Source organism: Desulfosoma sp. (genome assembly GCA_037481875.1).
In the GTDB taxonomy this organism is placed as follows: Bacteria; Desulfobacterota; Syntrophobacteria; order Syntrophobacterales; family DSM-9756; genus Desulfosoma.
Map to the genome: position 1 here is coordinate 85722 of JBBFKY010000006.1, position 25394 is coordinate 111115.

Sequence of the window (25394 nt, forward strand, 5' to 3'; positions counted from 1 at the left end):
TCCGCTCGAGAGACCGTGATGATTTTAGACTTTACAAACCGGCATGCCTCATGCTAGCGAACATCCCTTCATGACAGCGCGCGGAGGATTCGCCATGGACCAAGAGACTCTGGCTTATTTCAAAGAAATTCTTGAACAGCGACTGCGCGAGCTTATCGAAGAAGCGGAAAAGACGGTAACCGGCATGACCGATGAAGGGGAGACTTTTCCAGACCCCACCGACAGGGCCTCTCTGGAATCGGACCGCAACTTCATGCTGCGCATTCGCGATCGAGAACGCAAGCTCATCACCAAAATTCGTGAGGCTCTTCAGCGCATTGAAGATGGCTCTTACGGCATCTGCGAGGCCTGCGGGGATGATATCGGTGTCGAGCGGCTTAAGGCTCGCCCGGTGACCACCTTGTGTATTGACTGCAAACGCCGGCAAGAAGCTTTGGAAAAGATTCGAGAAGCTTAAGATGCGGACGGTTCGGCCTCATCCTGCTCAACCTCACGAAGATGCAGGATGTCGCCGACCCAAACCGTTTCTTGACGCCCTTCCAAGGTTTCCAGCACCAAGGCACCGCGGTCCGTCAGGTCTCGTGCCACGCCTTCCAGGATGCCTTCCGCTCCCTGAAGTCGAACCTTTTTTCCCAAGACGGCCGAAAACTCCAACAGGTTCGGTCGAAGCCCTTTTAGGCCCTCCGTCATATAAAAATCATAAATTTTTTCGAAGGTGTTCAGAAAACCTGCCAAGACCTGGGCTCGGCTCCACGGCAGGGATGCCTTGCCAGCCCCCTCCACCAAGATCTTTTCACACTCCATGGCTACGGACGTTGCGGGATAGAGAATGTCCTCAGGAAAATCCTCTTGACGGTGTAGAACATTGACACCGACGCCCACCACCAAAAACTGAATGCAGTCGGGATCCGAGTGCATTTCCGTGAGAATCCCTGCAACTTTTTTCCCTGAGATCAACACATCGTTAGGCCACTTGACGCGGGCATTCAGAGCGTAATGATCTTGGAAAAATTTGGCTAGGCTCAAAGCGGCCACGAGGGTTATTTCAGGGCCGTGACGTGGCGGCAACTCAGGCCTCAAGATCATGGACACATAAAGGCCTAGACCTTTCGGCGAAACCCACGACCTTCGAAGTCGCCCTCGACCCGCCGTCTGCTCTTCAGCCACCACCGTGGTTCCATGCACAGCCTGGGAACGAGCCAACTCCATGGCACGATCATTGGTCGATGCCAGCTTTTCATGGTATTCGTAAGCACGGCCGAGCCATCGAGTTTGCAAAAGAGGTATCACTTCTTCGGGCATCAAAGAATGACTGACGGATTTTAGGCGGTAACCTTTTTTGGTCTGGCTTTCGATCTGGTAACCTCGAGATCGAAGCGTGCGTATGTGTTTCCAAACCGCCGTGCGTGATATTCCCAAGGACGCGGCCAGTTCATTTCCGGAAACGGTTTCATGGCAGCGCCTCTTCAGTTCAGCCAACACGGCAAGATACGTGTCCGAACGATCCTTCATGGGCCGACTCCTTGAACCGTTATCAGAGCCGCGTGGTAGAGAAGGATTTCCGTCACTTCATTCACCGTCCCCAACATATCCCCTGTCATGCCTCCGAGCCATCGTTTCGCAATCTTTTGAAAAACAAGGGCCGACGCCACGGTTGTGGTCACCATGACGATGGCCCACAGACCTTCAAGCACAGCGGCACTCAGGAAAGCCCACACAGAAGCCCAAAGCCATTCGGAACGCCCCATGCCTTCCACAAAGACTCTGCCCAAGCCGCCTTCGGATCGAGCATACGCCACCTTGTGCATGGACAGCACCATGGCATAGCGGCTGAGAGCAGGCACAAGCACCAGCGCCGACCATCGGTGCGCCTCAAGAAGGCCGGAAACAGAAAAGACCTTGAGACCGATCCCAAAAACCAAGGCAAGAACTCCAAAAGATCCGACACGGCTGTCTTTCATGATCTCGAGGCGCCGCTCGATCTTGTGGGATCCTCCCATACCGTCGGCCACATCCGCCAATCCGTCCAAGTGCAGGCCTCGCGTTAGCCAGGCTCCTAAAGCCACCACCCAGCAGGCGCTCAACTGAGGAGAAAAGCAAACCTCCAAGCCCCAGCCCGTCACCGCCTGAAAAGCGCCGACAATGAGCCCCACCAAGGGGAAGGCCGCAAGGGATTTCACCACCTCTTCATCGCTATAGACCCTGGAGCCTTGACCCGGAAGACGCAGCCGCGTCAGAAACCCCAAGGCCATGCCAAAATGATTCCACATGGCGTCGGCTCCCTACCGGGGTTTCAGGAGGATAGGAATGCCGGCAATGACATAGGTGACCGATCGACAAACTTCGGCAATTCTCTGATTGGCCCAGCCGGCCAAATCCCGATAGGATCGAGCCAGGGCATTGGCCGGCACGATACCGCAACCCACTTCGTTGGCAACCAGAAACACGGGGGAACGGGCCGAATGAAGCACCTCACACAAAAAAATCACGTGGGCTTTGGCCTCTTGATCTCTCAAGGAAAGGAGAAGGTTCGAATACCATAAAGTAAGACAATCCACCAGAATTGGAGCGGGCTCAGTATCCAGTTTCTGGAGAATTTCCGAAAGATGAACAGGACATTCAATGGTCCGCCACGAAGGCCCGCGTCGGCTTTGGTGTTCCTGCACCCGCTTGGCCATTTCATCATCCAGGATTTGCGCTGTGGCCACGTAGCGATAAGGTGGGGTCAAGGCCTGCACCAGTGATTCAGCATACGTGCTCTTGCCGCTTCTCGCTCCACCCAGGATGAGATGAGGGGTGTCAGGCCGTTTCATGAGCCCGCATCATCCTCGACGCCCAGCTCGGACAAACCCAACTGCTGCAAAAGTTTTTGAAGTTGCTGGGAATCTCGGTAGGCAATGGTCACCGTCCCTCCATCACCTCGCCTTCTTACCGTAACGGGCAAATCCAGATGCCTACGCAGGCGTTGTTCCATTTCCTGCCAGCGAGATTTTGAGGGCACGGTCTCGGCAGGTTTTTTAGCATTGAGAAGAAGGTTGATCCGTTTTTCCGTCTGGCGCACGGAAAGGTCTCCACGCAAGATGATCTCTCGCATGGATAAGCGAGCCTCCTCGTCGGGCAAAGCTAAAAGGGCTCGAGCATGCCCCATGGTTAAGCGACCGTCCAAAAGATCTTGTTGGACTTCAAGGGGCAGTTGGGTCAAACGCATGATGTTGGCAACGGTGGATCGATCCTTGCCCACACGCTGGGCGATTTCAGCTTGGGTTAAACCGAACTCGTCGTGAAGTCGTCGATAGGCCGCCGCCTGCTCGATACAATTGAGATCCTGTCGTTGAAGGTTTTCCACGAGAGCCAGTTCAAGGGCTTGTCGAGGTGTCGCTTCTCGAACGACCACAGGCACTTCGGTGAGGCCGGCCGCACGGGCCGCCTGCCAACGCCTTTCCCCGGCAAGAATGGTGTAGGTTCCTTGTTCCGGACCGCGGGTCACCAAAATAGGCTGAAGGATACCGTTTTCTCGAACAGAGTCGACCAATTCTCGAAAACTCTCATCCTCCACCTTTTGTCGAGGCTGAAATGGATTGGGGCTCAGACGGTCCACAGAACAGTAAAAGACCTGCACCTCCTCACTCTTCAACCAATCGGTGGAAGGCAGTAAATCTTGAAGTCCTCGACCCAGCCCTTTTTTCTTTTCAGCCACCGTTTCGTTCCGTTTCCAGCAATTCGTCAGCCAGGGCCATGTAGGCTCGAGCCCCAGCGGAGTTCTTGTCATAGATCGTCACGGGCAGCCCATGACTTGGGCACTCACTTAAACGGACATTGCGTGGAATCAATGTCTTGAGCACTCGTCTTCCCAGGTGACGTCGAACTTCCATGGCCACTTGATGGCACAAGTTGTTACGCCGATCAAACATGGTCAACAGAATGCCTCGAAGCCGCAGGTCCGGATTCCATCGCATCTTGATTTTGCGAATGGTTTCCAGCAACAAGGTAAGCCCTTCCATGGCAAAATATTCACACTGAAGGGGAATCAGAACACTCTGGGCGGCACAGAGACTGTTAACGGTCAGAAGCCCCAAGGATGGAGGACAATCCAACAGGATCATGTCATAGTCCCGCCGAAACCCATCCATTTTGGATGCCAGAAGCGTCTCACCGCCTCCCTGCGTGGCCAATTCCCATTCCGCAGCCGCCAGCGTGGGATTGGCAGGAAGTAGCCAAAGGGAGAGACCTTCCACGGGTTGACGCAGGGCAGGTGCCATATCGCGGCGCAAGAACCCGTAGAGGGTGTCGTCGGCGTTGGAGACACGAACCCCCAATCCGCTGGAAGCGTTGCCCTGAGCATCGCAATCCACAAGGAGCACACGACGTCCCTTGGCCGCCAAGGCCGCACCCAGATTGATGGCCGTGGTGGTCTTTCCCACACCTCCTTTCTGATTGGCAATGGCCATGATCAGCGTCATGGCGCGGCTCCCTCACCTTGCGGAACCACCAGGCTCCAAGCGTCAAAAAGTTCGTGGTAGCGCACCAGAAACCTTTCCCCCGTATCCACCAAAACACGATAATAGCGCATGGGCACTCGATGAGAAGCCATATATCCTTCGTACCAACGATCTTCTACGGCAACCACGCGGTAACGCCGTCCGCGCCACTTCAGTTCCATGGGCTCCTGAGCGCCGCTATAATGATTCCGCGTGGTCACTTCGATCCGCTCCAACCTCATGCCAGATCCTTACCGTTGATGGCAAAGAATGCTTAATATACTCAGGAAAGTTTATGATACAATGTTTTTCCCAGTCTTTTCTCCAGGGAGGTGCTGTCATGGCACGCAAAGCTCTTTTGGTCATCGATATGCTCAACGATTTTGTGGATCCTCAGGGGGTCCTTTATTGCGGAGAAGCAGCCAGGGCCATCATCCCCGCCGTCAGGCAGCTCATGGAAGAATTTGTCAGGGACGGTCACCTGGTTGTTATGGTCAAGGACGCCCACACCGAAGATGATCCCGAATTCCAGATGTTCCCACCTCATGCCGTGCGCGGGACTTGGGGCGGCGCCGTGATTCCGGAACTACCAATCCCTCGAGAAGCTATAACGCTGGAAAAGACGCGTTACAGCGCCTTTTTCGGCACCGATCTGGAACGAGTTCTTAAAGAATATGATCCAGAAGAGGTTTGGGTGGTGGGTGTGTGCACCTCCATTTGTGTCATGGACACGGTGGGAGACCTGCGTAACCGCAATTACAAGGTCGTCGTCCCCTCCCATGCCGTCGCTGATTTTGACCCGGAATTTCATGCATTTGCCCTCAAACGGATGGAGCGCGTCTACGGCGCGGCCGTTCGCTGAACATTCGCCTACAGCTAGCCAAGGAGGGCTCGGGCCATGGCGCTATGGCACGGTTATCGACCGGAACTGCTCACCGACCTCTACCAGTTCACCATGGCGGCAAGTTATTGGAAGGAAGGCATGAATGGACAGGCCGCTTTCAGTCTTTTCATTCGCGACCTTCCGCCTCATCGCGCCTATTTTGTTTCTGCGGGTTTGCAAAGTATTCTGGAGGTCATCGAAGACTTTCACTTCGATGCAAGCTCCATAGATTACCTGCGTTCCCTAGGCCGCTTTCCCGAAGGCTTTCTGGACTATCTGAAAACCGTACGTTTCACGGGAACTGTGCGCGCCATTCCGGAAGGACGGATCTTTTTTCCCAATGAACCGATTCTGGAGGTCACAGCACCCATTATCGAAGGACAGCTTCTGGAAACCGTCATTATCAACACCATGCATCTGGAAATCTTGGTGGCCACCAAGGCTTCCCGCTGCGTGCATGCCGCTCGCGGAAGACCTCTCATTGATTTTTCTCCACGCCGCACGCACGGTGTGGACGCAGCTCTAAAGACGGCTCGATCCAGCTACATCACAGGCTTTATTGGGACCAGCAACGTCCTTGCGGGCCAAATGTATGGAATACCTGTGTTTGGTACCATGGCTCATTCCTACATCACCAGTTTTTTGCATGAAATGGACGCCTTTCGAGCCTACGCCGCCGCTTTTCCTGACAACACGGTTCTCCTTTTGGACACGTACGATACGTTGAGGGCTGCTGAAAAGGCTATTGTCATCGCCCAGGAATTAAAGGCTCAAGGTAAGAAATTGCGCGGCGTACGGCTCGATAGTGGCGACCTTCAAAGGTTGAGCTCCCAGGTCCATGAGCTATTTTGCCGGCACGGCTTTCCGGACGTGGCGGTGATGGCCAGCGGCAATTTGGATGAATACCGTGTGGAAGAGCTGCTCCAATCTGGAGCCCACATTGACCTTTTTGGAATCGGCACACGGCTGGGAGTCTCCGCAGATGCTCCTTATCTGGACATGGCTTACAAACTGGTGGAATACGACGGCCGTCCGGTGCTGAAGCTGAGCCCGGCTAAGAGAACCTGGGTGGGCGAAAAACAAGTGTTTCGTTCCTATACCCCTTCAGGATTCATGGAACACGATGTGCTTGGGCTCAAGCAGGAAAATCACCCCGGTGCCGAGGCTCTTCTTTTACCGGTGGTGGTCCAAGGTCGACGTACCGCTTCGGAGGAATCCCTTAGGGAAATACGGACTCGGTTTCAGGCTGATTGGGAAAGACTCCCGGAAGAGTACAAGGCTTTGAAGCCGGAAAAACATTACCCTGTGCGTCCCAGCGAACCGCTTCAAGCCTTACAGGAGCGGGTCAGTCGAACGCGCGTGGTTCAAGAAATTCAATCATGATTCTTGAAGCCTCCAGCGCAGGAGACGTCTGGGCTCTTCCAGACCTGGAAGCAGGTATTTCATATCCGGAAGGCGTTTCAAAACCAGGCGTGCCTTTCTGTCCGCCGTGTTTTCTTTGAATCCAGCTTTGAGCCCTAGGTTTTGAGACACCTCGGCGGAGGGTGTCTTTCCGGCCCAATAAGCCACCATGCCTTCCATCTTGAGGAATCCGCCCAGACAGTGCAAGAGGGCTTCATCCATGCGAACAGCGCGAACGGTTATCAGGTCAAATCTCCTGAGCTCTTCGTCCGCGGGTATCGATAAGTCATGAGCGCTTGGCCCATGAAAACCGCCCGGAATCCACGGCGCATGTTCAACGCGGCCTTGAATGACGGTTACATTTTTCAGGCCCAATTCGGCGACGCAAACCTTTAGAAAACTGGTTTTTTTTCTGTCCGAATCCAGCAGATACACATGAAGGCGGGGGTTGGTGACAGCAAGCGGAATCCCCGGAAAACCTGCGCCGCTTCCCACATCGAGCACCAACCCGCTGAGCGTCAGCCAAGGTCGTGGAATCAGGCTGTCCAGAACGTGCTTCACCACGGCCTCTAACCCTGTGAGGCGTGTCAGGTTCACACGTCGGTTCCAGAATTCCAGAAGTTCCAAATGACGGCAGCACAGGGCCGCCTGGCTATCCGTCACATCCAGTCCGTAGGCTAGAGCAAGGCTTTTTAATGTTTCTCGACACCTTGTGTCTTTGGCTTCCTTCACTTTTCTTCAAATCAAGAAGTTTACTTGCCGATGCAAAATCGTGAAAAGATACGCTCCAAAACGGCGTCGTCTACTTGAATGCCCAAAATCTCTTCCAAGGCGTTTCGAGCCGTTCGCAGATCCTCCGAGACCAGTTCGGGGAGTCCCTGGCGGCGCGCCGCTTCAATAGCCCGACCCAAAGCCAGGGCGGCACGTTCCAGGCATTCTTTTTGTCTCACATTGACGGCGAACGTGGATTCGGCTCCCAAAAGTACGTCTCGAAGCACGTCCGTTTCCACAAAATTTTTGAACCGCTGCAGATCCTCAGGATAGTGCGCGCACAGGTGAAAGATCGAATCTTCAAGGCCGTAGCGGACCCTTAAGTCCTCCTCGGAGGTGACTCTTGGGCAGTCCCTTTTGTTCAGCACCACCAGTCTTCTCTTATGGCGAGTCTTTATTTCGATACGATCATCGTCGGCATCCAAGGGTCGGCTTTGGTCCACGATCCAAACCACCAGATCCGCCTCTTCCACAGAACGCAAGGTTCGTTCAATGCCAAGAGATTCGATCATATCCGGTTTTTCCCGAATGCCCGCTGTATCCAGAACCCGCACCCAAAGCCCTCCGACCAGGAAACCATCCTCGATAACATCGCGCGTCGTTCCGGCAATGGGGGTGACAATGGCTCGATCCTGGCCCACCAAGGCATTTAACAAGGAGGATTTACCCACGTTGGGCTTGCCTACCAAAACGATGGACAGCCCTTCTCGCAACACCCTGGATTCTTCATAATGATCCAAAATGCTTCGCAATGCAGGAAGACAACTGTGTTCCAGTCGGTCAGCCAGAGGTTCCAGCTCCGAGCCGTCTTCGGTTTCCAGCTCTTCAGGAAAATCCATCAGGGCTTCCAACCGTGCTTCCAGTTCCAGCAATTCTTCCCGCCAGCGAGCCACCTGTTCCCCAAATCCCTTGCGCAACTGTTTTTGAGCAGCCTCCAGAGCCTTTTCGGATCGTGCATGGATCACATCGACGACGGCTTCGGCCTGGGAAAGATCCAAGCGCCCGTGATAGAAGGCTCGAAGCGTAAATTCCCCAGGACGGGCCAGTCGGGCCCCATGCGCCATGACCAGCTCAAGGATACGGTTCAGGACCGCGTAGCCGCTGTGGCAGTTGATCTCCACCACATCTTCCCCTGTGTAGGATCGAGGGCCCGCCATATAACTGGCCAGGACTTCATCCACTGGGGTATCGGTCTCTGGATCAATGATCCAGCCGTAGATCAGTTTATGGGATGCAGGAGGCTTTGAAGAGGTACGGGCGGGCCGGAAAATTCTTTGAAGTAAGGGGAGGGCATCGGGTCCACTGATCTTGATGATCCCGATGCCCCCGATGCCGATGGGAGTCGCGATAGCGCAGATTGTCTCGGATCGGCAGGCAATGTCCATCGTGCGCGGATGCAGCCTCCGCTCACTGTGCGTTGGATTTCGCTTCGGTCATGGAGTCTGGAATGTTTTTCGTTTTCTTGGCCGGATAGATGACCACCCGGCGCAGGTTGCCTTCGCCTTTGCTCTTGGTACGAACGCCCTGGTCTTCCTTCAGGGCCATGTGGATGATGCGCCGGTCTTGGGCGTTCATGGGACCCGTCGTCACCGGACGTCTGGATTTCTTGACCCGCTCGCTGAGCTGCAGAGCCATTTCCGTGAGGTTGCTTTCCCGTTTGGAGCGGTAGTTTTCCGTATCCACGATGACGGGCACATTGTCGCCCACCTCTCGGCTGACGATCTTGCTCACCACATACTGCAAAGCGTTCAAGGTTTTGCCCCGCTTGCCGATGAGCAATCCGGACCCGTTGCTCACGATGTTCAGATAGACGCTCTCTTCCCGCACTTCGCTTTCCACGACCGTGGGGACGTCCACATATTTGAGAATTTCCGTGAGCACTTCCTTGGCCCGGTCACACGCCTTGCCGAGAGGCGTCTCCTTGGGGGTGGCGCGAATGCGCGCCTTGCGGGCCCCGACAATGCCGAAAATGCCTGAAGAGCCTTTGGACAAGACTTCGATGTCCAACTTTTCTTGAGGCAGCTGGAACGCCTCGCAGGCCGATCGAATGGCGTCGTCGAGGGTTTTCCCTTCAAATTCCTGCGTTGGCATACTCTCCTCCGTTTGTCGTCCGAAGCGCACGCGCGATCGCCAATTTGAAGCGGAGAGGCGCCTGGTTAAGCCTGACGGTTGATCCAGTACTGCTGCACGATGGACAGAACATTGTTCACAAACCAATATAGCACGAGTCCCGACGGAAAGTTGACAAAGAATACAGTAAAAATCACGGGCATCATGAGCATGAGTTTTTCCTGTCGGGGATCCCCCGCGGAAGGCGTCATCTTCTGCTGAATGAACATGCTCGCTCCCATGAGCAGGGTCAGCACAGGAAGCCCTCCTAGGTAAGGCAGATCAAAGCCGATGAAAAGCCTGTCCGGGGCGGTCAGATCGTTGATCCAAAGCCAGAAAGGCTGATGGCGTAACTCGATGGCCCCGTAGAGCATTCGGTAAAGAGCGAAAAACACCGGAATCTGCAACACCATGGGAAGGCAGCCGCCCAGTGGATTAACCTTGTAGGTGCGGTACAGCATCATGAGTTCTTGATTAAGCTTTTCTCGATCGTCTTTGTACTTTTCTCGAATTTGAGCCATCTTGGGCTGAATCTTCTTCATGACCTGCATGGATTTGAAGCTTTTGTGCGTGAGAGGCCAGAAGAGGATCTTGATGATCACGGTCAGAATGATGATGGCCACGCCGTAATTGTGAGTGTATTGGTACAACCACCTTAAAAAGACGAGCAATGGCTTGGCCAAAAAGCTGAACCAGCCGAAATCCAAAGCCCGTTCCAAACGAATGTCAGCCCGCTTCAGGGCTTCCTGTTCCTTTGGGCCCCAATAGTATCGATTGGAAACAGTCAAAGCCGCTCCTGGCGCCAACGTGAACGGATCGGTCAAATAGACGAGCTGCACCAAGCCGGAATTGGGATCCAAAAGCCTTGCGGCCACTTGAAAGTTCTGTTCGGCACCGGGAAGCAGCGCCTGAATGAAGTAATTGTTTTCAAAACCGACCCAATGCATGGGCGGTTTGAGAATGGGGATGTCCTTTTTTAGGGCCTTTTGGTCGAAATGGTCCAGGGAACCATTCTTGAACACGGTGATATGGGACTGATTGTAGGATGATTCCAGCCCTTCAAAAGGCATGGCGTAGGAACTGAGGCCCAGCTGGTCCGTGATGGGCTTTTCCGAAATGTTTTCAATGGTCGCATCCACACCCACGATGTAGGTGTCCGGCGAAAAGCGCATGACTTTTTGGACACGAAGAGAGCCCGGAATTTCAGCGGAAAAAACCACCGTTTTTTCAGCATCCCCGGAGCTGAGCCGAATTTCCGTCGGAGTGTCGCTTTCATAAGTCATGGTGGCCAAAGGCCATCGGCTGTTTTGGAGCAAATCCAGCGCCAAGGGATAATAGCCCGAGCCCTTGGACGGAATGAGATCCATGAGGGGAGATGAAGGGTTCACGTGCTGCCGGTGCCTCTTTAACGTGAAGCTCTCGATGCGTCCCCCTGCCGCCGAAAGGCGAGCCGTGTAAAGGGGAGTGTCCACCACCCAGGTTTTGGCCGAAGTCACAGCGGATGGCGTGTGCTGTTGAGGAAGATTTTTCAAATCCACATCCGCGGATGTTTTGGAACCGGAAAAAGGACCTGAAGCCGCCGAAGGGGTTTGTGTCTGGGTTTGGGTCGCGGTTTGGGAAACAGGCGGCTCGGATTTGCGATCCGGCTTTGGAGATAGAAACATCTCCCACAGGAACAAAACGGCCATAGAGAGGGCAAACGCCAAAAGGGCTCTTTTTTCCATGCAGTTTACTCCGTAGACTTCCATAAAGTGTGCGGCACGGGATCAAAGCCGCCGGGATGCCAGGGGTGACACTTGAAAAGTCTTCGAACCCCAAGCAACAATCCGGCCGCAATGCCATGCCGATCAACAGCCTGATACATGTAAGCGGAACAGGACGGATAAAATCGACAGTGGGCTCCAAGGAAGGGTGAGATGCACACTTGGTAAAACCTTAGAGCATACAAGACCAGGCGTTTCATCATGCCATTCGTCGACCGCCTTTTTGCAAGCATTCCCGAAAAAGGTCGGCCATGCGCGCTGAAGTTACATTTTCGGCTCCGGGACGGGCCACAATCACAATATCCAAAGAGGGTGACGGCAAGGTGTGCTTGGCATACCGAAACCATTCACGAAGCCGCCTTTTGATGCGATTCCTCATGGCGGCTTTCCAATACCTCTTCTGCACCACAAGCCCCAGGCGATGGTGAGGCAAGCCGTTTGGGGCTAGGTTGAGGATAAAAGAACCGCACGAAAGGCGCCGACCTTCCTTGCGTACCCTTTGAAATTCCCAGGACTTTTTCAGGCGTTCCTCGGGACGAAAGGAATATGGGCGACATCGTCTGGTGGTCGGCACGGCCGCCCCGTGTTCTCCACGCATTACACGGACAGGCGCTTCCGTCCCTTGGCCCGTCTTCGATTGATCACGGCTCGACCCGACTTGGTGGCCATGCGAACGAGAAATCCATGGGTGCGTTTTCGGCGCAGATTGTGCGGTTGAAATGTCCGTTTCATGAGCCTTTCCTTCCCTTTTCACTCTTATGGGTTGACCCGAAGACGGTCCTCATGGAACCGTCACGTTTCGGGAATTTTGCCGAGACGCGCTCTGGACGCGAATTGTTGCTTATAGTCAATAGGCTGATTTCTTGTCAAGCACCCCGTCAAGATCGAGCCTTGAACATGGGAAGGCCTAGATCCAAGGCGAGACGCTGACGAATCATGGGATCATCCAGGGACGCAACGCGACCATGATAATCCTTGGCAAACGGAGTGGCCAACCACCAAATCAGCGCCGCCGGTTCTTCGGGGGGTCGAAGAAGACCCTCTCGTTTGTAGGTCTGAAAACGTTCCACCTCTGGAAAGCGGTTGGATGGAATTTGACGGATCCTCTCCTGCATGGCGGTGTCCACAATGCCCGGGTACAATAGGTGGATTCGAAGGTCCGGGTTGATTCTGCGCGTTTCTTCCGCAAGGGTCTTGGCGAAGAGGTCCAATCCGGCTTTGGCGGCGCAATAGGCGCTCCAGCCCCCGACCGCATGGGTGGCGGCCCCACTGGAAGTGAAAATGAACACGCCTCGACCCGCATCCATCATGGCCGGCAGAAAGGCTCGAACCAAGTGAAAGGCTCCTGTAAGGTTGACAGCGAGGTTTTGAGCCCATTCCTCGGGGTCCAGGGTCCAGGTGTCCCCCACGGGATCAATGACGCCCGCATTGGCGGCGACAATATGAGGCGGACCCACGAGGGCCATAACTTTTTCAGCTAGTTCGTGCACGTCTGGCCAGCGCGACACATCACAGGCAAAAGCGTCCGCCTTCCATCCCTGAGCGCGCAGTGCCTCGCAGGCCTCCTGAATCTGACTTGGCGTGCGGGCAAGAAGAACGGTTCGTGCACCGACTTGGGCCAATCGAAGCGCTGCAGCCCGTCCAATGCCCCGGCCCGCTCCTGAAAGAACCGCCACCTGGCCATCCAGCCGAGCTTCTTGGGGAATTATCATCTCATGCATGGCCGAACTCTTCGTCATGGCACTGAGATCCTTGCATCAGGGTTTTGAATGACGCTTGAACTTTCTTCATCGACCATTTCTTGCCGGCTGCTGTGTTGGGGACCTGCCTGGCGGTCGTATCCCCGGCGGAACCAAATGCGGCGGGAGCCTCTTTGCTGGACTTCGGATGGTTTTTTCGCAGGGGAGGGCCAGGATGGTGGGCCATGACCTGCGGCTGCGAAGGGTTCCTCTCATCGCAGAGGACATTGGCATGTTCCACGTGGAACATGGGAGGTCCCCATGCGCCTATCCCTTTCCCCGCCTGAAACCTCGTGGTATTTTCCTCTGGAAGAGCCAGGCTGGTCCAATTCCGGAAACTGTTTTCAAGGAGAAGAACTTGGTCATGAAAAGCCATCGTCAAGAGCTCTGGATGCATCTGCCCACCCGAAGAGGGTTTGTGAACATCACATCCGACGTGCAAGCCGCCGTTCGTGCAAGCGGTGTTCGCGAAGGCTTGGTCCTTGTCAACGCCATGCATATTACCGCCTCCGTTTTTATCAACGATGACGAACCAGGCCTGCATCAGGATTACGAGGAGTGGCTGGAGAAACTCGCCCCCCATGAACCCATCAGCCGCTACCGGCATAATCGCACCGGTGAAGACAACGGGGATGCCCATCTGAAACGCCAGATCATGGGTCGAGAAGTGGTGGTGGCCATCACCGACGGGCGTCTCGATCTCGGACCTTGGGAACAGATCTTTTACGGCGAATTTGATGGAAGGCGTCGAAAACGCGTGCTTATCAAAATCATCGGGGATTAGCTTCCTATCAAAAAAGGCTTCACCCAAAAGCCTTCCTCCAGCCGGAGCGAGAACCCGACTTCCCGTGGTTTCCTTTGGCTCTCTCCCCTGTTCGAAAATCATTGCTTCTCTGAGAGTGAGAGCGTCACACCTGTATCATGATCGGGCTAGAGGCCCATAGTCCCAGAAAAAAAGCTTTCGGGCTTCCTAGGGGAAGGCACGTCTCATCCTTGCGGACCTGAATGCCGCTCATTCCCTGGAAGTCAGGGCCGCTGACCCACAATTTCACCGGGCGGGTCCACGCCGTCGGGAAACAGCCACGTTTCTGGGTTGTAGAGCCGAGGTGTCGCCTCGCCCGTGCAAAACAGCATTCGATGCAACGGTCTCTCCGCTTTTCGCTCCACCTTCTAGAGCCGCTCGATCAGCTCGGGAGGATCCGATCCCGGCGGGCGAATTTTTCTCTGAATCTCCTCCTTTAAGCTTTCCCTTTGCGCCTCGGTGAGCCCTTCACGGGGCTCTTCCACAACAAAAGGCACGTCTCTATCTTCATAAACTGCAATTCCGGTCAAAATCCCGCGCCTTTTGGTTAAAAGGCGCGATTGCATCCATCCGGCATCTCCAATGACCAAAGCAAAACAAAAGGACCCGTAAACCGTCTCCAGAAGACGCACCCTCCCTAGAGGCCCGTCGGTCAGCACCGTCACGCTGCCTTCCTTCATCTGTTCGGGACTCCAGCTGTTTTCTTGAAGGACCGTCAAGCCTTCGATACGGATCTCCTTTTTTGCCACCGGACACCGCAACCTTGAAGCCACATATTCCAGGACCGTTCGATGATTCACTTCGTCCACGGGAGAAAAATCATGCACCTGCAGGTCCCCGTGGGAATGAATCCAACCGTTGATCACCCTCCCCGCCGGAACTTCTTCTTGAAACGCCAACAGATCCGCCGTCTCCAATTGGGTGTACTGGCGAAGATTGCGGGCGTTTCGAGGAAGCCCGATATCCGTGATGATCTCCGGTCTCCTTTCGTCACCTAAAGTCAACCCGTACCACTCGTAACTTTCCCCGTACAGTTCTCGAACCATCGAGGAAATAGCGAAGGCTTTGGCATGAGCGAACCCGGTCATGCGCACGCTTGCCGGAAGCTCCCCCAGGGCAACTTCCAGCACACTGGGCCTCTTGAGATCTGAAAGCTTCTTTAGACGCATTCGACAATCACCTTCCTCAACCCAAAGCCGCCTTCACCTGCATGGCATTGACTTCGTAGTCGCCCGTATGGGTCCCCGGCAAGGAAAACATCGGGTCCAAAAGCACGCGATGCAGGATACTTGTCAGTCCACGCGCTCCGACCCCTTCTTGCTCGGCACGCCGCGCCACTTCCAGAACCGCCTCCTCCGTGAGACGCAGCCGAATTCCCCAAGCTTCAAAGTCCTTCACAAAAGCCTGCAGAGGGCTATCCTCGCTTTTGATCAGGATATCTTTCAAATTCGACGTGGTCAGCGAATTGTAAACCACCCGGACCGGCAATCGGGCCATGAGCTGCCTTTCCATTCCGTAGCGGACCAAATCATCCGGCAGAAGAAATTCCCGCCATAGTCCCTTGAGTCCTTGACGTTCCATACGCTGGCGCACGGTGTCTTCCAAACCTTCAAAAGCGCCTCCGGCAATGAAAAGCACATGTCGTGTGGACAACGTCAGCCTATCCCGTCCCCATTCAATGGTGTTTTCCATCCCTTCGAGAATCTTCAAAAGCCCCTTCTGAACCCCTTTGCCGGATACGTCTTTGGTCAAGGTTTTTTCGGAAGCGATTTTGTCGATTTCATCCAAATACACCATGCCCGTCTGAGCCGTTAAAGTGTGCCCACCGGCCGAAACCAAAAGGTCGACTAAAATGTCGGAAGCACTTTGGCCCACATACCCGGTTTCGCTGAACTTCGTTAGATCTTCCACCACAAAAGGGACACCCACCAACCGGGAAGCCACTTCACAGGTATAGGTCTTGCCACAGCCGGTCGGACCGACAATCAGAATATTGGCCTTCGGCGTCTTGACCCGCTGCAGGGCCTTTTCCACATCTCCTCCAACCTGACCGGCCGCTTCCCGCAATGCCGCTCCAAGCCTTCGGTAATGGTAAGCAATGGCTGTCGCCAGGATCTTTTTTCCTCGTTCCTGCCCGATGACATAGCGGTCCATTTCCGCTTTCAGCTGCGACGGCGTCTTATCAAAGCCCGTAATGTGCTCCACCGTCTGATAGGTTTTGCGGTCCCGCACACCATCCAATTTTTCCTGTATTTTCCACCGGCTTTCAGGGGCTAAAGGTTCCGCCACGGAGGTCCTCCTTCCCACGACGCTTTTCGGCATAAAACCGATAAAGGAATGCAAAACTGTATCGAGAAAGAAGATGCGCCGGCAACTGGGAGTGAAGGGCGAAAAGGGGTCGACTGAGCAAGAGGTCTTCGGGCGATCCCGCCCATCGAAGATAAGGACTTTCCAGACGATCCAAAAGATCCTTTACGGCGCTAAAACTCTTCGCATGGGCAAACCCGAAAAGGATAGGGGGCAATTTCTTCTTTCGAATCTCTCCTCGCGTCAAAACCCGGCACACGATGCCGTCTATAGGTTCTCGATGGAACGCCAAATCCTCGGCGCGCATTCCATAGTGATCCAGAATGGCCACAACCCGGGTGAAAATGTCCGGCTCAAACTCAGCCTCGCTCTGGTTGCGCGCTCTTCTTTGTCTGAGACGATCCCTGAGTTCCATGCACAACGGCTCGCACGCGGTTCTTGGCCCGATACCTCGAGCACTTTCGCTTTTTGGCGCATGGGCCGGCGAACTTTGCAGCCCACCTTCTCCCTGTCGCCGGGTACCAAAAACTTTTCCAATAACGCTCAACCTTTCTACGTCCAGGCGTTGGTCACGGGAATGTTTTTCAGGAGACGGCTTGTATCGTCTGCAGAAATCCTCAGGTCCTCAAAGTGGACTTCCCGATCGCTTCCAGAAAGCTGGTCCAGGCTGTGATAACCGTTCCTTTTTCTGGCGTCGTAGCCGTAATAGAGAGCGTTGAGGCCATCTTCGATCGATCGAAAAATGTTTGCGGCGGTCCATGATCGTTCCTGGGGTGCATGTCCGAGACATATTCTCTGCCACGGCTGATGCCGTGCCAAAAGGGGATGTTTGTACTTTTCCACCACAACCGGCCAAAGGTCCAGCGGGGAGACCGCCACACGGCAATCGGGAAAAAGGTAGAGCCGATGATAATAGTCCATGAGCGCGTAACGGCCCGTTCTTTTGTAGACGATCAAGGCTCCATCAAAAGCTCTGTGAAAAAACCCGAATCCATCCACTTCCAACGCACCTCGGGTGAAAACATAAAGCATGAAAGCCCGCGCCTCTGTCGGCCAATGGCCAAAGTGCTGCATTCTCTCTCGAAGCCGACTTTCCTCCTTCAAGACGGAGTCCCGATACCTTCCGGTCAAGGCAGCTTCCACGGCTTCTCTGAGTTCTTGCACTGAAACCCTTCGAGGTCCATCCCCATCCCGAGCCTCTTGAAGCCCATCGAAGCCTTTCGCCGACACTCCTTTCTTTTCGTGTTCCATCTCCTCGGCCCATCGTCGATACCGAATCGGAAGCGAAACTCTTTTCGCCAACCAAGCCGCCAAAGCCGCGGGCCGATCTTTCGCACCCTTGACGCTTCGAGGCACCCGCACAAACCGAGGCAGCACCTGTAAAACAACCATCTCCACGTGTTCCAAGCACGGGTGACGACCCAGCCACTTCGGCCTTATTCGAAAATCTCGCACACTTTGTTTGCGAATCTTCTGAGCCGTGTGTGGAAAGAGAATTTCGGCATGTTGGATCAGACTGTTCCACGAGACCGTCTCCACATAGGCCACGCCTTCGTGAAAGACGATTTTTGGTTTCGGTTCCCTCTTTTCGAAAGCCTGGGCCTCTGTATTCCACGGCTCGTGGACCCTCAGCTCCGCATGGATCTGGGGATCCAAAGGACACGCAAGGTACAGATGTTCTTGAGAGACAAAAAAATCCTCACCGCCGATTCTTTCGAAAAAACGCTCACCTTTCCCTTTCACGGAACAGGCTTTCATGGGATCCTATCCCCCGGGTGCCCTCCTTCTTGAGGTCGAAGCGCCCTTACGGCCACGTAGTAGTATTTTTCCCCTTCTTCTGTTTCTTCGACTCGCGCCCGTTCCAGAGGATCACCTTCCGCAGGTCGTCCGCCGCACAAAAGCACGCCGTTTTCCATGTGAAACAGAATCTCTTCCAGAATTTCCCGTTCTTCCACCGAAAGATCTTCGCGGGAAAGAACCACGTTGATCAGTTCCTGAAGAGTTCGGCCTTCATAGGTTCCGGGTTCAAAGACTTCCAGGATTCCTTCCGCCGCCTGACCCGGAAGCACCTCGACCACCAAAGGGACCGGCAGTTTTCGAATTTTCTTGTCTTCGTCTTCCATCACATGAAGTTTCATGACGCACCCCAAAAGTTTCGGGATTTTTCTGGTATTTTGACATGGATTTTTGAGAAGTCAAAACACCCAACATCAACGAAACTCCGATGCCGGGTTATGGTGCCATCATCAAAGGAAAAAAGGGGAGGAAGCAGACCGAAGTCTCTATGAGAGTGACATGAATTATTGTCAATTCCTTTGCTTGGCGATGAGCCAGTACGTGATGCCCAGAGCGATAATGACGACGCCCGTGGCCATAAGGTGTTCCGGACCGACTTTACCGAAATCCAGTACGATCACCTTTCGAGCGATGGCCATCAGGGCGGTGGCGACCACAAGCTTGACGTGAATGACGTCTTCTTTCAAGTAGAGGACGATATTAAGAAAAATTTCAACGGCAATGAGGACCGCCAAAAAGGCGCCAAAGGTTTCCAAAATGTCTTCGATTTTCAGGATTAAAAACGGAGGTCTCATCACGTGCTGATAAATCACCCATACGACGTCCGCAATTCCCCAGAAAATGACCAAGGTCATCAAGACCGACAGGACGCGTATGCCGAAACGAATGGCAATGTTCAGAACACTGACCAGACGGTCTTCACCCGGCTTAACAAATAAGCCCTCGTACTCTTTGTCCTTGATCATAGGACTCTATCCTTACGAAATATTCTTTGACGTTCAGCCATGGTCCTCGACTTGTGCAAGCTTTTCGCCAAGCCAAAAGAATCGCTTGGACCATGATCGGCCGCAGAAGGAGACCCCACAACCCACGGCCTTTCTTTTGTCCTCCAGCCATGTTTCGTTGTTAGACTTTCAGGGTCTCTCTTCAACAATGGCTGAGATGATGGCACGAACCCTGGGGTGCTCTTTGAGGCTGTTCAGGTCCCAGGGGAGTTTGCGGCGCCAGTTGGGATGTTCATGAACTGTTCCCGGAACATTCACTTGCTCCACCATGCCGCACAGGTCTTCCAAGGAAACCGCCAAAAGCTTGGATTCGCTCGCAGCCAGATAACGGTAGAACGCGGCCGCTCGAGCCTGGGATCGACCTTCTTTTTCCTCGGGATTTTTTGTCTTTAGCTTTGATGACTCCTCTCGGTAGCCCCAGGAGCTTAGGTGCGAAAGCAAAGCTTTTTTATCCGAGACGCGGCCTCGAACCATGGCCTTTCGCACCTGAGGATTAGGAAAGAGGTTGAGTTGCCTTCGAACCCGAAGGTCCGTCCCATTCCAAAAGCCTTCCAGGGTCGGAAGATCATGTGTGGCAAAGGAGGCTAAGGAGTGACGGGGATAATGGTGCGGTGGAGGAAAGGATCCGTCTTTCATCCTTTCAAAAAGGCCGAGACGACACCCAAACACCTCGGCCATTTCCATGGCCTCTCGAATGCGTCGTGGAACCGTTCCCAAGTCTTCCCCCACGACGGCGCACTGGTTCCGTTGACTTTCAAGAAGAACAACACCCAGCAAATCTTCCAAAGGATAACGCACATAGGCCCCGAAACGAGCCTCCTGTCCTCCCGGAACCCAAAACTGACGCATAAGCCCCATCACATGATCGATGCGCAGTGCACCGAATTCGCGCATATTGGCGCGAAGCAGGGCCACAAAGGGTTCATAGGCCTTTTCTCTGAGCACGTGAGGCAGAAAGGGACACACTCCCCATTCCTGTCCTTTGGGATTGAAGTCATCCGGAGGGGCTCCAAGACGTACCTTCAAGGCGTAAATCTCAGGATCCAGCCATGTGTCCAGGCCGGCAGGGTCCACCCCTACAGGCAAATCTCCATAGATCCCCACCGCAAGGTTTCGTTCCCAGGATCGATGGCCGCACCGGGCCAATTGTTCTCGAGCAATCCATGCCACATACTGGGCAAAGGTGATCGATTCCTTGTGTTCGTCGGCAAAGTCACGGACCGCCGGATCGTTCTTATCCTGATAGGGTTTCGGCCAAAGATGCCATCCCCAAAGGGATGCATCTTGACGGCGAAAATGGGCGTCCAGAGCGTGAAACACTCCGTAGTTCTGAAGATCTTCACCCCCTTGGGTGACAAAGCTCTGAAAAGCTTGGGCTCGATCGGATCCCCTTCTCAGGTGATGTTCGAGGAAAAAAGCAAAGAGTTTCTGGAGCGCCTCCCGTTTCAAGGCCCAGACACCATCGTAATCCACAAAGGAACATTCTTGACACTTTCGCCGTTTCTCCTCAATGTTCTTTTCCGCATACCAACGCCGAACCTCTTCGCATTCCCAAAATTCCGTAACAGCCTCGACATCCACGTACCATGGCTGCAGAAATCGGCGGCTGGACGGTCCATACGGGCTTACCTTGGAGGCATCTTCCGGGAATAAAAGGCATAAAGGATTGATCCCCACAAACGAGGCTCCGACCTCGGCGGCCCAATCGATAAGCGCCTCCAGGTCGGAAAAGGAACCGATACCCCAGTTGGTATGCGACCGAACACTATAGAGCTGGCCCGTCAGACCCCATAGCTTTCTTCCGGAACGCAGGGACGGCGGAACATACGCACGGGACGGTGTTAGAATCAATCGCTGCCTGCCCATTCTCTCCCCGAAACTCCCCTGCACGTGCAGTTCGAGGTCGTGGTACCCACAGGCTAAAGGAACGCAAAGATCAAGACGCTTGCGCACGTATCGGCTTTCTTGAAAACCGTACTCATCCAGATGCTGCAAGGCCGCCAGGGTTCCTTCTCCCTGGGCTTCCGAGCCGTCTTCGAAGCGAAGAAGCCATCGGTATCGACCATACACAAAGGATTCCGGCACATTCACAATGACGGATACAGGACTAATCGCTCCAGGGACCACTTGGACAGGCTCTAACAGGCGTCGACAGGATCGTTTTTGAAGATCATGAAAAATGTCTAGAAAATCCTCTGATGTTTCCACCTCATACCCGAACGCCGCCAGCAGGGCCTTGAGCGTGTCGTCCTCCACTTCATGGCGCTTTCCCCAGGCGTCTTCGTAGCAGGTTTCAATGCCGCACAAGACCGCCAGTAACTTCAAAAGCGCTCGTTTCCCTTTGGACGTTTGTTCCAAGACCGCCTCCGTCCTTATTCTCAAAGCCCCCTCTCGGGAGCTGCCAATGTTCAGCTTCTATGTTCACTCTTCAAAAACAAGGAGCGCCGGGTCGTAAAACTCGGGTGGTTTCACACCAAGCAGTTGCATGAGGGTCGCAGCAACGTTTGTGAGGCCGGGGTTTTTCACGGAAGGATCCAACTGGATTTTCAGCCCTTCCAAGGGGCTGTAGACGATGAACCATACGGGGTTAAGCGTATGGGCCGTCTTGGCTTTGGGAACACCTTGGGCGTCCCGTTTGGCTCGCCCTGTTTTTTTGTCCATTTCATACATCTCGTCGGCATTGCCGTGATCCGCCGTAACCAGAAGAAGGCCATTCGCCTCTTTCACGGCTTTCATGATCCTTCCGAGACACAGATCCACCGTTTCCACCGCAACAATCGCCGCCTGATAATTTCCTGTGTGCCCCACCATGTCACCATTGGCAAAGTTAAGGCGAATGAAATCAAAATTTCCGGACACGATCTCCCTTACAACCTTATCAGTGATTTCCGCGGCTTTCATCCAGGGTCTTTGCTCAAAAGGCACACGGTCCGATGGAATCTCCACATAGGTTTCCAGCGTCTCGTTGAATTTTCCAGAGCGGTTTCCGTTCCAAAAATAGGTGACATGGCCGAATTTTTGGGTTTCGCTGATGGCGAGCTGCTTCAGTCCTTCTGCACAAAGAAATTCGCTGACCGTTTTTTCAATATGAGGCGGTTCCACCAAATAGCTTTTGGGAATATGCAAATCGCCGTCGTATTCCATCATTCCCGCATAAGCCACTTTGGGATAGGGAACTCTCGGAAACTTGTCAAAATCTTCCTCTTCAAAAGCCCGGCTGATTTCAATGGCCCGGTCTCCTCGAAAATTAAAAAAGATCACCGAATCACCATCCCTGATGGGCCCTATGGGGCCCGTGGAATCGGCAATGACGAAAGGCGGTAGGTCTTGGTCAATCACTCCAGGAATTTCCTTGCGGTAGGTTTCGATGGCTTCCACCGCCGAAGCAAAGAACCGGCCTTCCCCTGCCACATGGGTTTTCCAGCCTCGAGCCACCATATCCCAGTTGGCCTCATAGCGGTCCATGGTGATGACCATGCGCCCGCCACCACTGGCAATACGATAGTCCACGCCGGCCGAGCGGTTCAGGTTTTCCAGAAACTTTTCAAAAGGCACCACATATTCCAGGGCCGATGTTTCCCCCACATCGCGTCCGTCCAAAAGAATGTGCAATCGACATCGCGGAATCTTTTCCGCGTGAGCGGCGTGTTCCAGCATCTTTTTAAGATGGTCCAGATGGCTATGCACATTGCCGTCGGAAAAGAGCCCGATGAAATGGAGCGTTCCTTGGTTTTCTCGGCAGAAATCCATGAGCCTTCGCCATGTCTTGCCCTCAAACAGGCGGCCTGTCGCAAGGGCTTCATTGACAAGCCGAGCCCCCTGAGCATAGACTCGGCCCGCTCCCAAAGCGTTGTGTCCGACTTCGGAATTTCCCATATCTCCGTCGCTGGGAAGTCCCACAGCGGTCCCATGGGCCTTGAGCAGGGTGTAAGGACAGTGACTCAAAAGCCAGTCCAGGTGTGGTGTATAGGCATTGGCCACAGCGTTTCCTTCCGTATTGGACGCGTAGGCGATGCCGTCCATGATCACCAACACCAGGGGGCGAGGCCCGTTTTTCGGCAAAAGACGACTCGGTTTCATGGGCTCCTTCCTTGACGTTTGCAAACACCCGTTCCCACACCTAAACGGGAAGTTCTTGGCAAATGATGACCCTGCCTGCTGCGACCAGGCTCTTAGCGTTCCTTCCATACAGGTGAGCGTTTTTCCATAAAAGCCGCCACCCCTTCTTTGGCATCTTCCGTCGTGCACAACCGAGCAAAGACCTCGTTCATGTACTGAAAGGCTTTGTGGTATTCCATGTCCGCAGCCACATAAAAGCCTCTCTTGGCGATCTGGACGGCTATCGGGCTTTTTTGTGCCAACACCGCCGCCCATTCATGGGCCGCCTTGTCCAACTCCTCCGCAGAAACAACCCGGTTGATGAGACCTCGAGCCTGGGCTTCCTTCGCGCCCAAGAGCTCACCGTAGAGGAGCATTTCCAGTGCCGTTTTTCGTCCTACGGATTTGGAAACGGGGATGACAGGACCCACACAATTCAAACCTACGTTGATGGCGGTCAACCCAATGCGAGCCGTCTCTGCGGCGATGGCCAAATCGCATGCCGCCACAAGGCCGGCTCCGTTGGCCGCAGCCACCCCGTGCACCTGAGCGATGACGGGCTTGTTCATTTCACCGATGGTCACCAAAGGTGTTTCCATGCGTTCGATCCAGGCCCGCAGTTCCATGGCCGATTTTCCACTCATTTCACTGACATCGATCCCCGCACAAAAGTGTTTTCCGGCACCCTTGATGATGACCACTCGCACCTTGGCATCGGCGTCAAGAGCTCTTAAGGCTTGGGTTAGTTCATCCGCCAATGGAGTGGTGAATGTGTTCAATTGATTGGGGCGATTCAACGTGATGGTCGCCACATGATCCGAACCAATGTCCACAAGCAAGGTCTCATAACTCATGGCCGTCTCCTTCCCTTAGTGTTTGATAACTCCCTCATGTGGCTAAGCCCGCCAAGAGCAGGCTTCACAGACCTGGGTTCCAGAACCTTTTGGAAGACACGCTCTACCGAACCCATGCAAATTTTCTTATCTCATGCGTAAACTTTGGGGTCTTTCGCCCAACACCACCTTGACACGATCCCGATCTCCTTCCCAATGGACCACGTCGAGGACCACCTTGTCCCCAGGTCGATAGCGCCGCATGGACCTCATAAAATCTTCCGTATTTTCAACAGGTTGTCCATCAATCGCTACGATAATGTCCCCACCGACGATGATGATCGTGTTGCCCACCTGAGCCCGCGTCTTCCCGCCGCGCAGTCCTGCTCTGTCCGCCGGGCCTCCCGGGACAAGCTCCACAATCATGGCTCCCGTGGAGACTTTCAGTTGAAGCGCTTCGGCAAAATTGGGGTGAAGCGTCATGAGGGTAGCCCCGATCCATGGATAGCTGTAATAGCCCTTTTCAATAAGCTCATGAACCACCTGTTTTACGGTGTCGATGGGAATGGCAAAACCTATGCCCACATTGGCTCCTGTGGGACTAAAGATGGCCGTATTGACACCGATCATGTAACCGGAAGAATCAATGAGAGGTCCTCCCGAATTGCCGGGATTGATGGAGGCATCGGTTTGAATGACATCTTCGACAAGTGCGCCTCCTGGAGCTCTCAGAGTTCTTCCCACGGAACTGACCACGCCTGTGGTGAGGGTTTGGCCTAAGCCAAAGGGGTTTCCGATAGCCAGAACTTTCTGCCCCACTCTTAAATCTTTGGAGCTACCCATGGGAATGACCGTCAACTCTTTCTTGGGCGCATCGATTTTTAATACGGCAATGTCACTGTTAGGATCCGAACCGATAAATTTTGCAGCATACTTTTTTCCACTGTACAAGGTCACCTCAAGTTTTCTCGCATCTTCAATGACATGATGATTTGTGAGAATATAGCCTCGGTCATCGATCACTGACCCGGATCCTGCCCCTTGGCGAGGAATGATGTTGAGAAAAAAGTCTCGTTCCAACACCGTACTCGTAATGTTCACCACGCCTCGAGATAGCCTCTCGTAAAGTTCAATGTTGTTCCTTTCATCCTCCGTGAGGCTCCACGCCATGCCTGGAAGAAGCATCAACACCGCCCCGAGCCCCAAGACCCAGGTCCACCACTGTCGTTTCCGCATCCCTGAGCACCTCCCTTGCCAACGATCCTCGGAACTTAACCGTTGCACTTTCTCATGACTCACTAACTTAATGACTTAATGACGTCAGCGACCCTCGCAACTTAACCGTTGCACGTTCTCATGACTCAGTGACTCAATGACTTAACGACTCAATGACTTAATGACTTAACGAT

28 protein-coding genes are annotated in these 25394 nt (G+C 54.0%); 4 read left to right on the top strand and 24 right to left on the bottom strand.

Features of this window, described 5'->3' with window-relative positions; translation table 11 throughout:
- Positions 1-94 precede the first annotated feature (94 nt).
- Complete coding sequence (gene dksA / locus WHS46_09655; GenBank protein ID MEJ5348938.1) at positions 95-457, top strand: RNA polymerase-binding protein DksA; 363 nt, start codon at positions 95-97, stop codon at positions 455-457.
- Here dksA and WHS46_09660 read toward each other — a convergent pair.
- The 6 genes from WHS46_09660 to WHS46_09685 are packed head-to-tail and all read right to left on the bottom strand — an operon-like array spanning position 454 to position 4720.
- A complete protein-coding gene (locus tag WHS46_09660; GenBank protein ID MEJ5348939.1) occupies positions 454-1512 on the bottom strand; it encodes a biotin--[acetyl-CoA-carboxylase] ligase in 1059 nt (352 codons plus the stop codon). The genes dksA and WHS46_09660 overlap by 4 nt on opposite strands.
- A complete protein-coding gene (cobS, locus tag WHS46_09665) occupies positions 1509-2270 on the bottom strand; it encodes an adenosylcobinamide-GDP ribazoletransferase (protein ID MEJ5348940.1) in 762 nt (253 codons plus the stop codon). The genes WHS46_09660 and cobS overlap by 4 nt, the downstream gene beginning before the upstream one ends.
- A 12-nt stretch (positions 2271-2282) precedes the next feature.
- The gene (gene cobU, locus WHS46_09670; GenBank protein MEJ5348941.1) at positions 2283-2813 is read right to left on the bottom strand and encodes a bifunctional adenosylcobinamide kinase/adenosylcobinamide-phosphate guanylyltransferase; all 531 of its coding nucleotides are present in this window, start codon (positions 2811-2813) and stop codon (positions 2283-2285) included.
- Complete coding sequence (locus WHS46_09675) at positions 2810-3697, bottom strand: ParB/RepB/Spo0J family partition protein (protein MEJ5348942.1); 888 nt, start codon at positions 3695-3697, stop codon at positions 2810-2812. The genes cobU and WHS46_09675 overlap by 4 nt, the downstream gene beginning before the upstream one ends.
- Entirely contained in the window at positions 3690-4460 is a 771-nt protein-coding gene (locus WHS46_09680; GenBank protein MEJ5348943.1) for a ParA family protein, read from the bottom strand. The genes WHS46_09675 and WHS46_09680 overlap by 8 nt, the downstream gene beginning before the upstream one ends.
- A complete protein-coding gene (locus WHS46_09685) occupies positions 4457-4720 on the bottom strand; it encodes a hypothetical protein (GenBank protein MEJ5348944.1) in 264 nt (87 codons plus the stop codon). The genes WHS46_09680 and WHS46_09685 overlap by 4 nt, the downstream gene beginning before the upstream one ends.
- A gap of 98 nt (positions 4721-4818) precedes the next feature.
- On the opposite strand from WHS46_09685, the gene WHS46_09690 reads away from it, so the two are divergent.
- Complete coding sequence (locus tag WHS46_09690; GenBank protein ID MEJ5348945.1) at positions 4819-5340, top strand: isochorismatase family cysteine hydrolase; 522 nt, start codon at positions 4819-4821, stop codon at positions 5338-5340.
- Positions 5341-5376: 36 nt separating this feature from the next.
- Entirely contained in the window at positions 5377-6744 is a 1368-nt protein-coding gene (locus WHS46_09695; GenBank protein ID MEJ5348946.1) for a nicotinate phosphoribosyltransferase, read from the top strand.
- Here WHS46_09695 and rsmG read toward each other — a convergent pair.
- The 8 genes from rsmG to WHS46_09735 form a co-directional block, all read right to left on the bottom strand.
- Positions 6739-7494 (bottom strand): 16S rRNA (guanine(527)-N(7))-methyltransferase RsmG, encoded by a 756-nt coding sequence (rsmG, locus tag WHS46_09700; GenBank protein MEJ5348947.1) that lies wholly within the window; start codon positions 7492-7494, stop codon positions 6739-6741. The two genes, WHS46_09695 and rsmG, sit on opposite strands and share 6 nt — an antisense overlap.
- A 20-nt stretch (positions 7495-7514) precedes the next feature.
- Entirely contained in the window at positions 7515-8918 is a 1404-nt protein-coding gene (mnmE, locus tag WHS46_09705; GenBank protein MEJ5348948.1) for a tRNA uridine-5-carboxymethylaminomethyl(34) synthesis GTPase MnmE, read from the bottom strand.
- 22 nt (positions 8919-8940) lie between these two features.
- Positions 8941-9624 (bottom strand): RNA-binding cell elongation regulator Jag/EloR, encoded by a 684-nt coding sequence (jag, locus tag WHS46_09710; protein MEJ5348949.1) that lies wholly within the window; start codon positions 9622-9624, stop codon positions 8941-8943.
- A gap of 65 nt (positions 9625-9689) precedes the next feature.
- Complete coding sequence (gene yidC / locus WHS46_09715; protein ID MEJ5348950.1) at positions 9690-11366, bottom strand: membrane protein insertase YidC; 1677 nt, start codon at positions 11364-11366, stop codon at positions 9690-9692.
- A 5-nt stretch (positions 11367-11371) separates the two neighbouring features.
- The gene (gene yidD, locus WHS46_09720) at positions 11372-11608 is read right to left on the bottom strand and encodes a membrane protein insertion efficiency factor YidD (GenBank protein ID MEJ5348951.1); all 237 of its coding nucleotides are present in this window, start codon (positions 11606-11608) and stop codon (positions 11372-11374) included.
- Positions 11605-11979, bottom strand: coding sequence for a ribonuclease P protein component (rnpA, locus tag WHS46_09725; GenBank protein MEJ5348952.1), 375 nt, complete (start codon positions 11977-11979; stop codon positions 11605-11607). Before rnpA ends, yidD begins: the two co-directional genes overlap by 4 nt.
- A gap of 23 nt (positions 11980-12002) precedes the next feature.
- Positions 12003-12137 (bottom strand): 50S ribosomal protein L34, encoded by a 135-nt coding sequence (rpmH, locus tag WHS46_09730; protein MEJ5348953.1) that lies wholly within the window; start codon positions 12135-12137, stop codon positions 12003-12005.
- Between the two features lie 146 nt (positions 12138-12283).
- Positions 12284-13144 carry an SDR family oxidoreductase gene (locus WHS46_09735; protein ID MEJ5348954.1) on the bottom strand — a complete coding sequence of 287 codons (861 nt, stop codon included), beginning with the start codon at positions 13142-13144 and terminating at the stop codon, positions 12284-12286.
- A 364-nt stretch (positions 13145-13508) separates the two neighbouring features.
- Between WHS46_09735 and WHS46_09740 the strand changes: the two genes are divergently transcribed.
- Complete coding sequence (locus WHS46_09740; protein MEJ5348955.1) at positions 13509-13928, top strand: secondary thiamine-phosphate synthase enzyme YjbQ; 420 nt, start codon at positions 13509-13511, stop codon at positions 13926-13928.
- A 386-nt stretch (positions 13929-14314) separates the two neighbouring features.
- On the opposite strand, the gene WHS46_09745 is transcribed toward WHS46_09740, so the two are convergent.
- The 10 genes from WHS46_09745 to WHS46_09790 form a co-directional block, all read right to left on the bottom strand.
- Complete coding sequence (locus tag WHS46_09745) at positions 14315-15115, bottom strand: hypothetical protein (protein MEJ5348956.1); 801 nt, start codon at positions 15113-15115, stop codon at positions 14315-14317.
- Positions 15116-15131: 16 nt separating this feature from the next.
- On the bottom strand, positions 15132-16235 hold the full coding sequence (locus tag WHS46_09750; GenBank protein ID MEJ5348957.1) for an AAA family ATPase: 1104 nt from the start codon (positions 16233-16235) through the stop codon (positions 15132-15134).
- Positions 16213-16668, bottom strand: coding sequence for a hypothetical protein (locus tag WHS46_09755; GenBank protein MEJ5348958.1), 456 nt, complete (start codon positions 16666-16668; stop codon positions 16213-16215). The genes WHS46_09750 and WHS46_09755 overlap by 23 nt, the downstream gene beginning before the upstream one ends.
- Before the next feature lie 137 nt (positions 16669-16805).
- On the bottom strand, positions 16806-18011 hold the full coding sequence (locus tag WHS46_09760) for a hypothetical protein (protein ID MEJ5348959.1): 1206 nt from the start codon (positions 18009-18011) through the stop codon (positions 16806-16808).
- Entirely contained in the window at positions 18008-18391 is a 384-nt protein-coding gene (locus tag WHS46_09765) for a hypothetical protein (protein ID MEJ5348960.1), read from the bottom strand. The genes WHS46_09760 and WHS46_09765 overlap by 4 nt, the downstream gene beginning before the upstream one ends.
- 168 nt (positions 18392-18559) lie before the next feature.
- On the bottom strand, positions 18560-19015 hold the full coding sequence (locus WHS46_09770; protein ID MEJ5348961.1) for a phosphate-starvation-inducible PsiE family protein: 456 nt from the start codon (positions 19013-19015) through the stop codon (positions 18560-18562).
- 168 nt (positions 19016-19183) lie between these two features.
- Positions 19184-21412: a 4-alpha-glucanotransferase gene (gene malQ, locus WHS46_09775; GenBank protein ID MEJ5348962.1), complete on the bottom strand. Its 2229-nt coding sequence runs from the start codon at positions 21410-21412 to the stop codon at positions 19184-19186.
- A gap of 63 nt (positions 21413-21475) precedes the next feature.
- Positions 21476-23134: a 2,3-bisphosphoglycerate-independent phosphoglycerate mutase gene (gene gpmI / locus WHS46_09780; protein MEJ5348963.1), complete on the bottom strand. Its 1659-nt coding sequence runs from the start codon at positions 23132-23134 to the stop codon at positions 21476-21478.
- Positions 23135-23226: 92 nt separating this feature from the next.
- Positions 23227-24006 carry an enoyl-CoA hydratase-related protein gene (locus WHS46_09785; GenBank protein MEJ5348964.1) on the bottom strand — a complete coding sequence of 260 codons (780 nt, stop codon included), beginning with the start codon at positions 24004-24006 and terminating at the stop codon, positions 23227-23229.
- 126 nt (positions 24007-24132) lie between these two features.
- Positions 24133-25221 (bottom strand): trypsin-like peptidase domain-containing protein, encoded by a 1089-nt coding sequence (locus WHS46_09790; protein MEJ5348965.1) that lies wholly within the window; start codon positions 25219-25221, stop codon positions 24133-24135.
- Positions 25222-25394 lie beyond the last annotated feature (173 nt).

What these genes read in the sequence shown, in the direction of transcription:
- WHS46_09760 (MEJ5348959.1), bottom strand. Translation starts at nt 18,011, where the DNA reads ATGAAAGCCTGTTCCGTGAAAGGGAAAGGTGAGCGTTTTTTCGAAAGA.
- WHS46_09740 (MEJ5348955.1), top strand. Translation starts at nt 13,509, where the DNA reads ATGAAAAGCCATCGTCAAGAGCTCTGGATGCATCTGCCCACCCGAAGA.
- yidD (MEJ5348951.1), bottom strand. Translation starts at nt 11,608, where the DNA reads ATGATGAAACGCCTGGTCTTGTATGCTCTAAGGTTTTACCAAGTGTGC.
- WHS46_09695 (MEJ5348946.1), top strand. Translation starts at nt 5,377, where the DNA reads ATGGCGCTATGGCACGGTTATCGACCGGAACTGCTCACCGACCTCTAC.
- cobS (MEJ5348940.1), bottom strand. Translation starts at nt 2,270, where the DNA reads ATGTGGAATCATTTTGGCATGGCCTTGGGGTTTCTGACGCGGCTGCGT.
- WHS46_09690 (MEJ5348945.1), top strand. Translation starts at nt 4,819, where the DNA reads ATGGCACGCAAAGCTCTTTTGGTCATCGATATGCTCAACGATTTTGTG.
- WHS46_09790 (MEJ5348965.1), bottom strand. Translation starts at nt 25,221, where the DNA reads ATGCGGAAACGACAGTGGTGGACCTGGGTCTTGGGGCTCGGGGCGGTG.
- cobU (MEJ5348941.1), bottom strand. Translation starts at nt 2,813, where the DNA reads ATGAAACGGCCTGACACCCCTCATCTCATCCTGGGTGGAGCGAGAAGC.
- WHS46_09765 (MEJ5348960.1), bottom strand. Translation starts at nt 18,391, where the DNA reads ATGAAACTTCATGTGATGGAAGACGAAGACAAGAAAATTCGAAAACTG.
- rpmH (MEJ5348953.1), bottom strand. Translation starts at nt 12,137, where the DNA reads ATGAAACGGACATTTCAACCGCACAATCTGCGCCGAAAACGCACCCAT.
- WHS46_09755 (MEJ5348958.1), bottom strand. Translation starts at nt 16,668, where the DNA reads ATGGAACTCAGGGATCGTCTCAGACAAAGAAGAGCGCGCAACCAGAGC.
- WHS46_09660 (MEJ5348939.1), bottom strand. Translation starts at nt 1,512, where the DNA reads ATGAAGGATCGTTCGGACACGTATCTTGCCGTGTTGGCTGAACTGAAG.
- dksA (MEJ5348938.1), top strand. Translation starts at nt 95, where the DNA reads ATGGACCAAGAGACTCTGGCTTATTTCAAAGAAATTCTTGAACAGCGA.
- WHS46_09735 (MEJ5348954.1), bottom strand. Translation starts at nt 13,144, where the DNA reads ATGACGAAGAGTTCGGCCATGCATGAGATGATAATTCCCCAAGAAGCT.
- mnmE (MEJ5348948.1), bottom strand. Translation starts at nt 8,918, where the DNA reads ATGGACATTGCCTGCCGATCCGAGACAATCTGCGCTATCGCGACTCCC.
- WHS46_09680 (MEJ5348943.1), bottom strand. Translation starts at nt 4,460, where the DNA reads ATGACGCTGATCATGGCCATTGCCAATCAGAAAGGAGGTGTGGGAAAG.
- WHS46_09685 (MEJ5348944.1), bottom strand. Translation starts at nt 4,720, where the DNA reads ATGAGGTTGGAGCGGATCGAAGTGACCACGCGGAATCATTATAGCGGC.
- yidC (MEJ5348950.1), bottom strand. Translation starts at nt 11,366, where the DNA reads ATGGAAAAAAGAGCCCTTTTGGCGTTTGCCCTCTCTATGGCCGTTTTG.
- gpmI (MEJ5348963.1), bottom strand. Translation starts at nt 23,134, where the DNA reads ATGAAACCGAGTCGTCTTTTGCCGAAAAACGGGCCTCGCCCCCTGGTG.
- jag (MEJ5348949.1), bottom strand. Translation starts at nt 9,624, where the DNA reads ATGCCAACGCAGGAATTTGAAGGGAAAACCCTCGACGACGCCATTCGA.
- WHS46_09785 (MEJ5348964.1), bottom strand. Translation starts at nt 24,006, where the DNA reads ATGAGTTATGAGACCTTGCTTGTGGACATTGGTTCGGATCATGTGGCG.
- WHS46_09745 (MEJ5348956.1), bottom strand. Translation starts at nt 15,115, where the DNA reads ATGCGTCTAAAGAAGCTTTCAGATCTCAAGAGGCCCAGTGTGCTGGAA.
- WHS46_09770 (MEJ5348961.1), bottom strand. Translation starts at nt 19,015, where the DNA reads ATGATCAAGGACAAAGAGTACGAGGGCTTATTTGTTAAGCCGGGTGAA.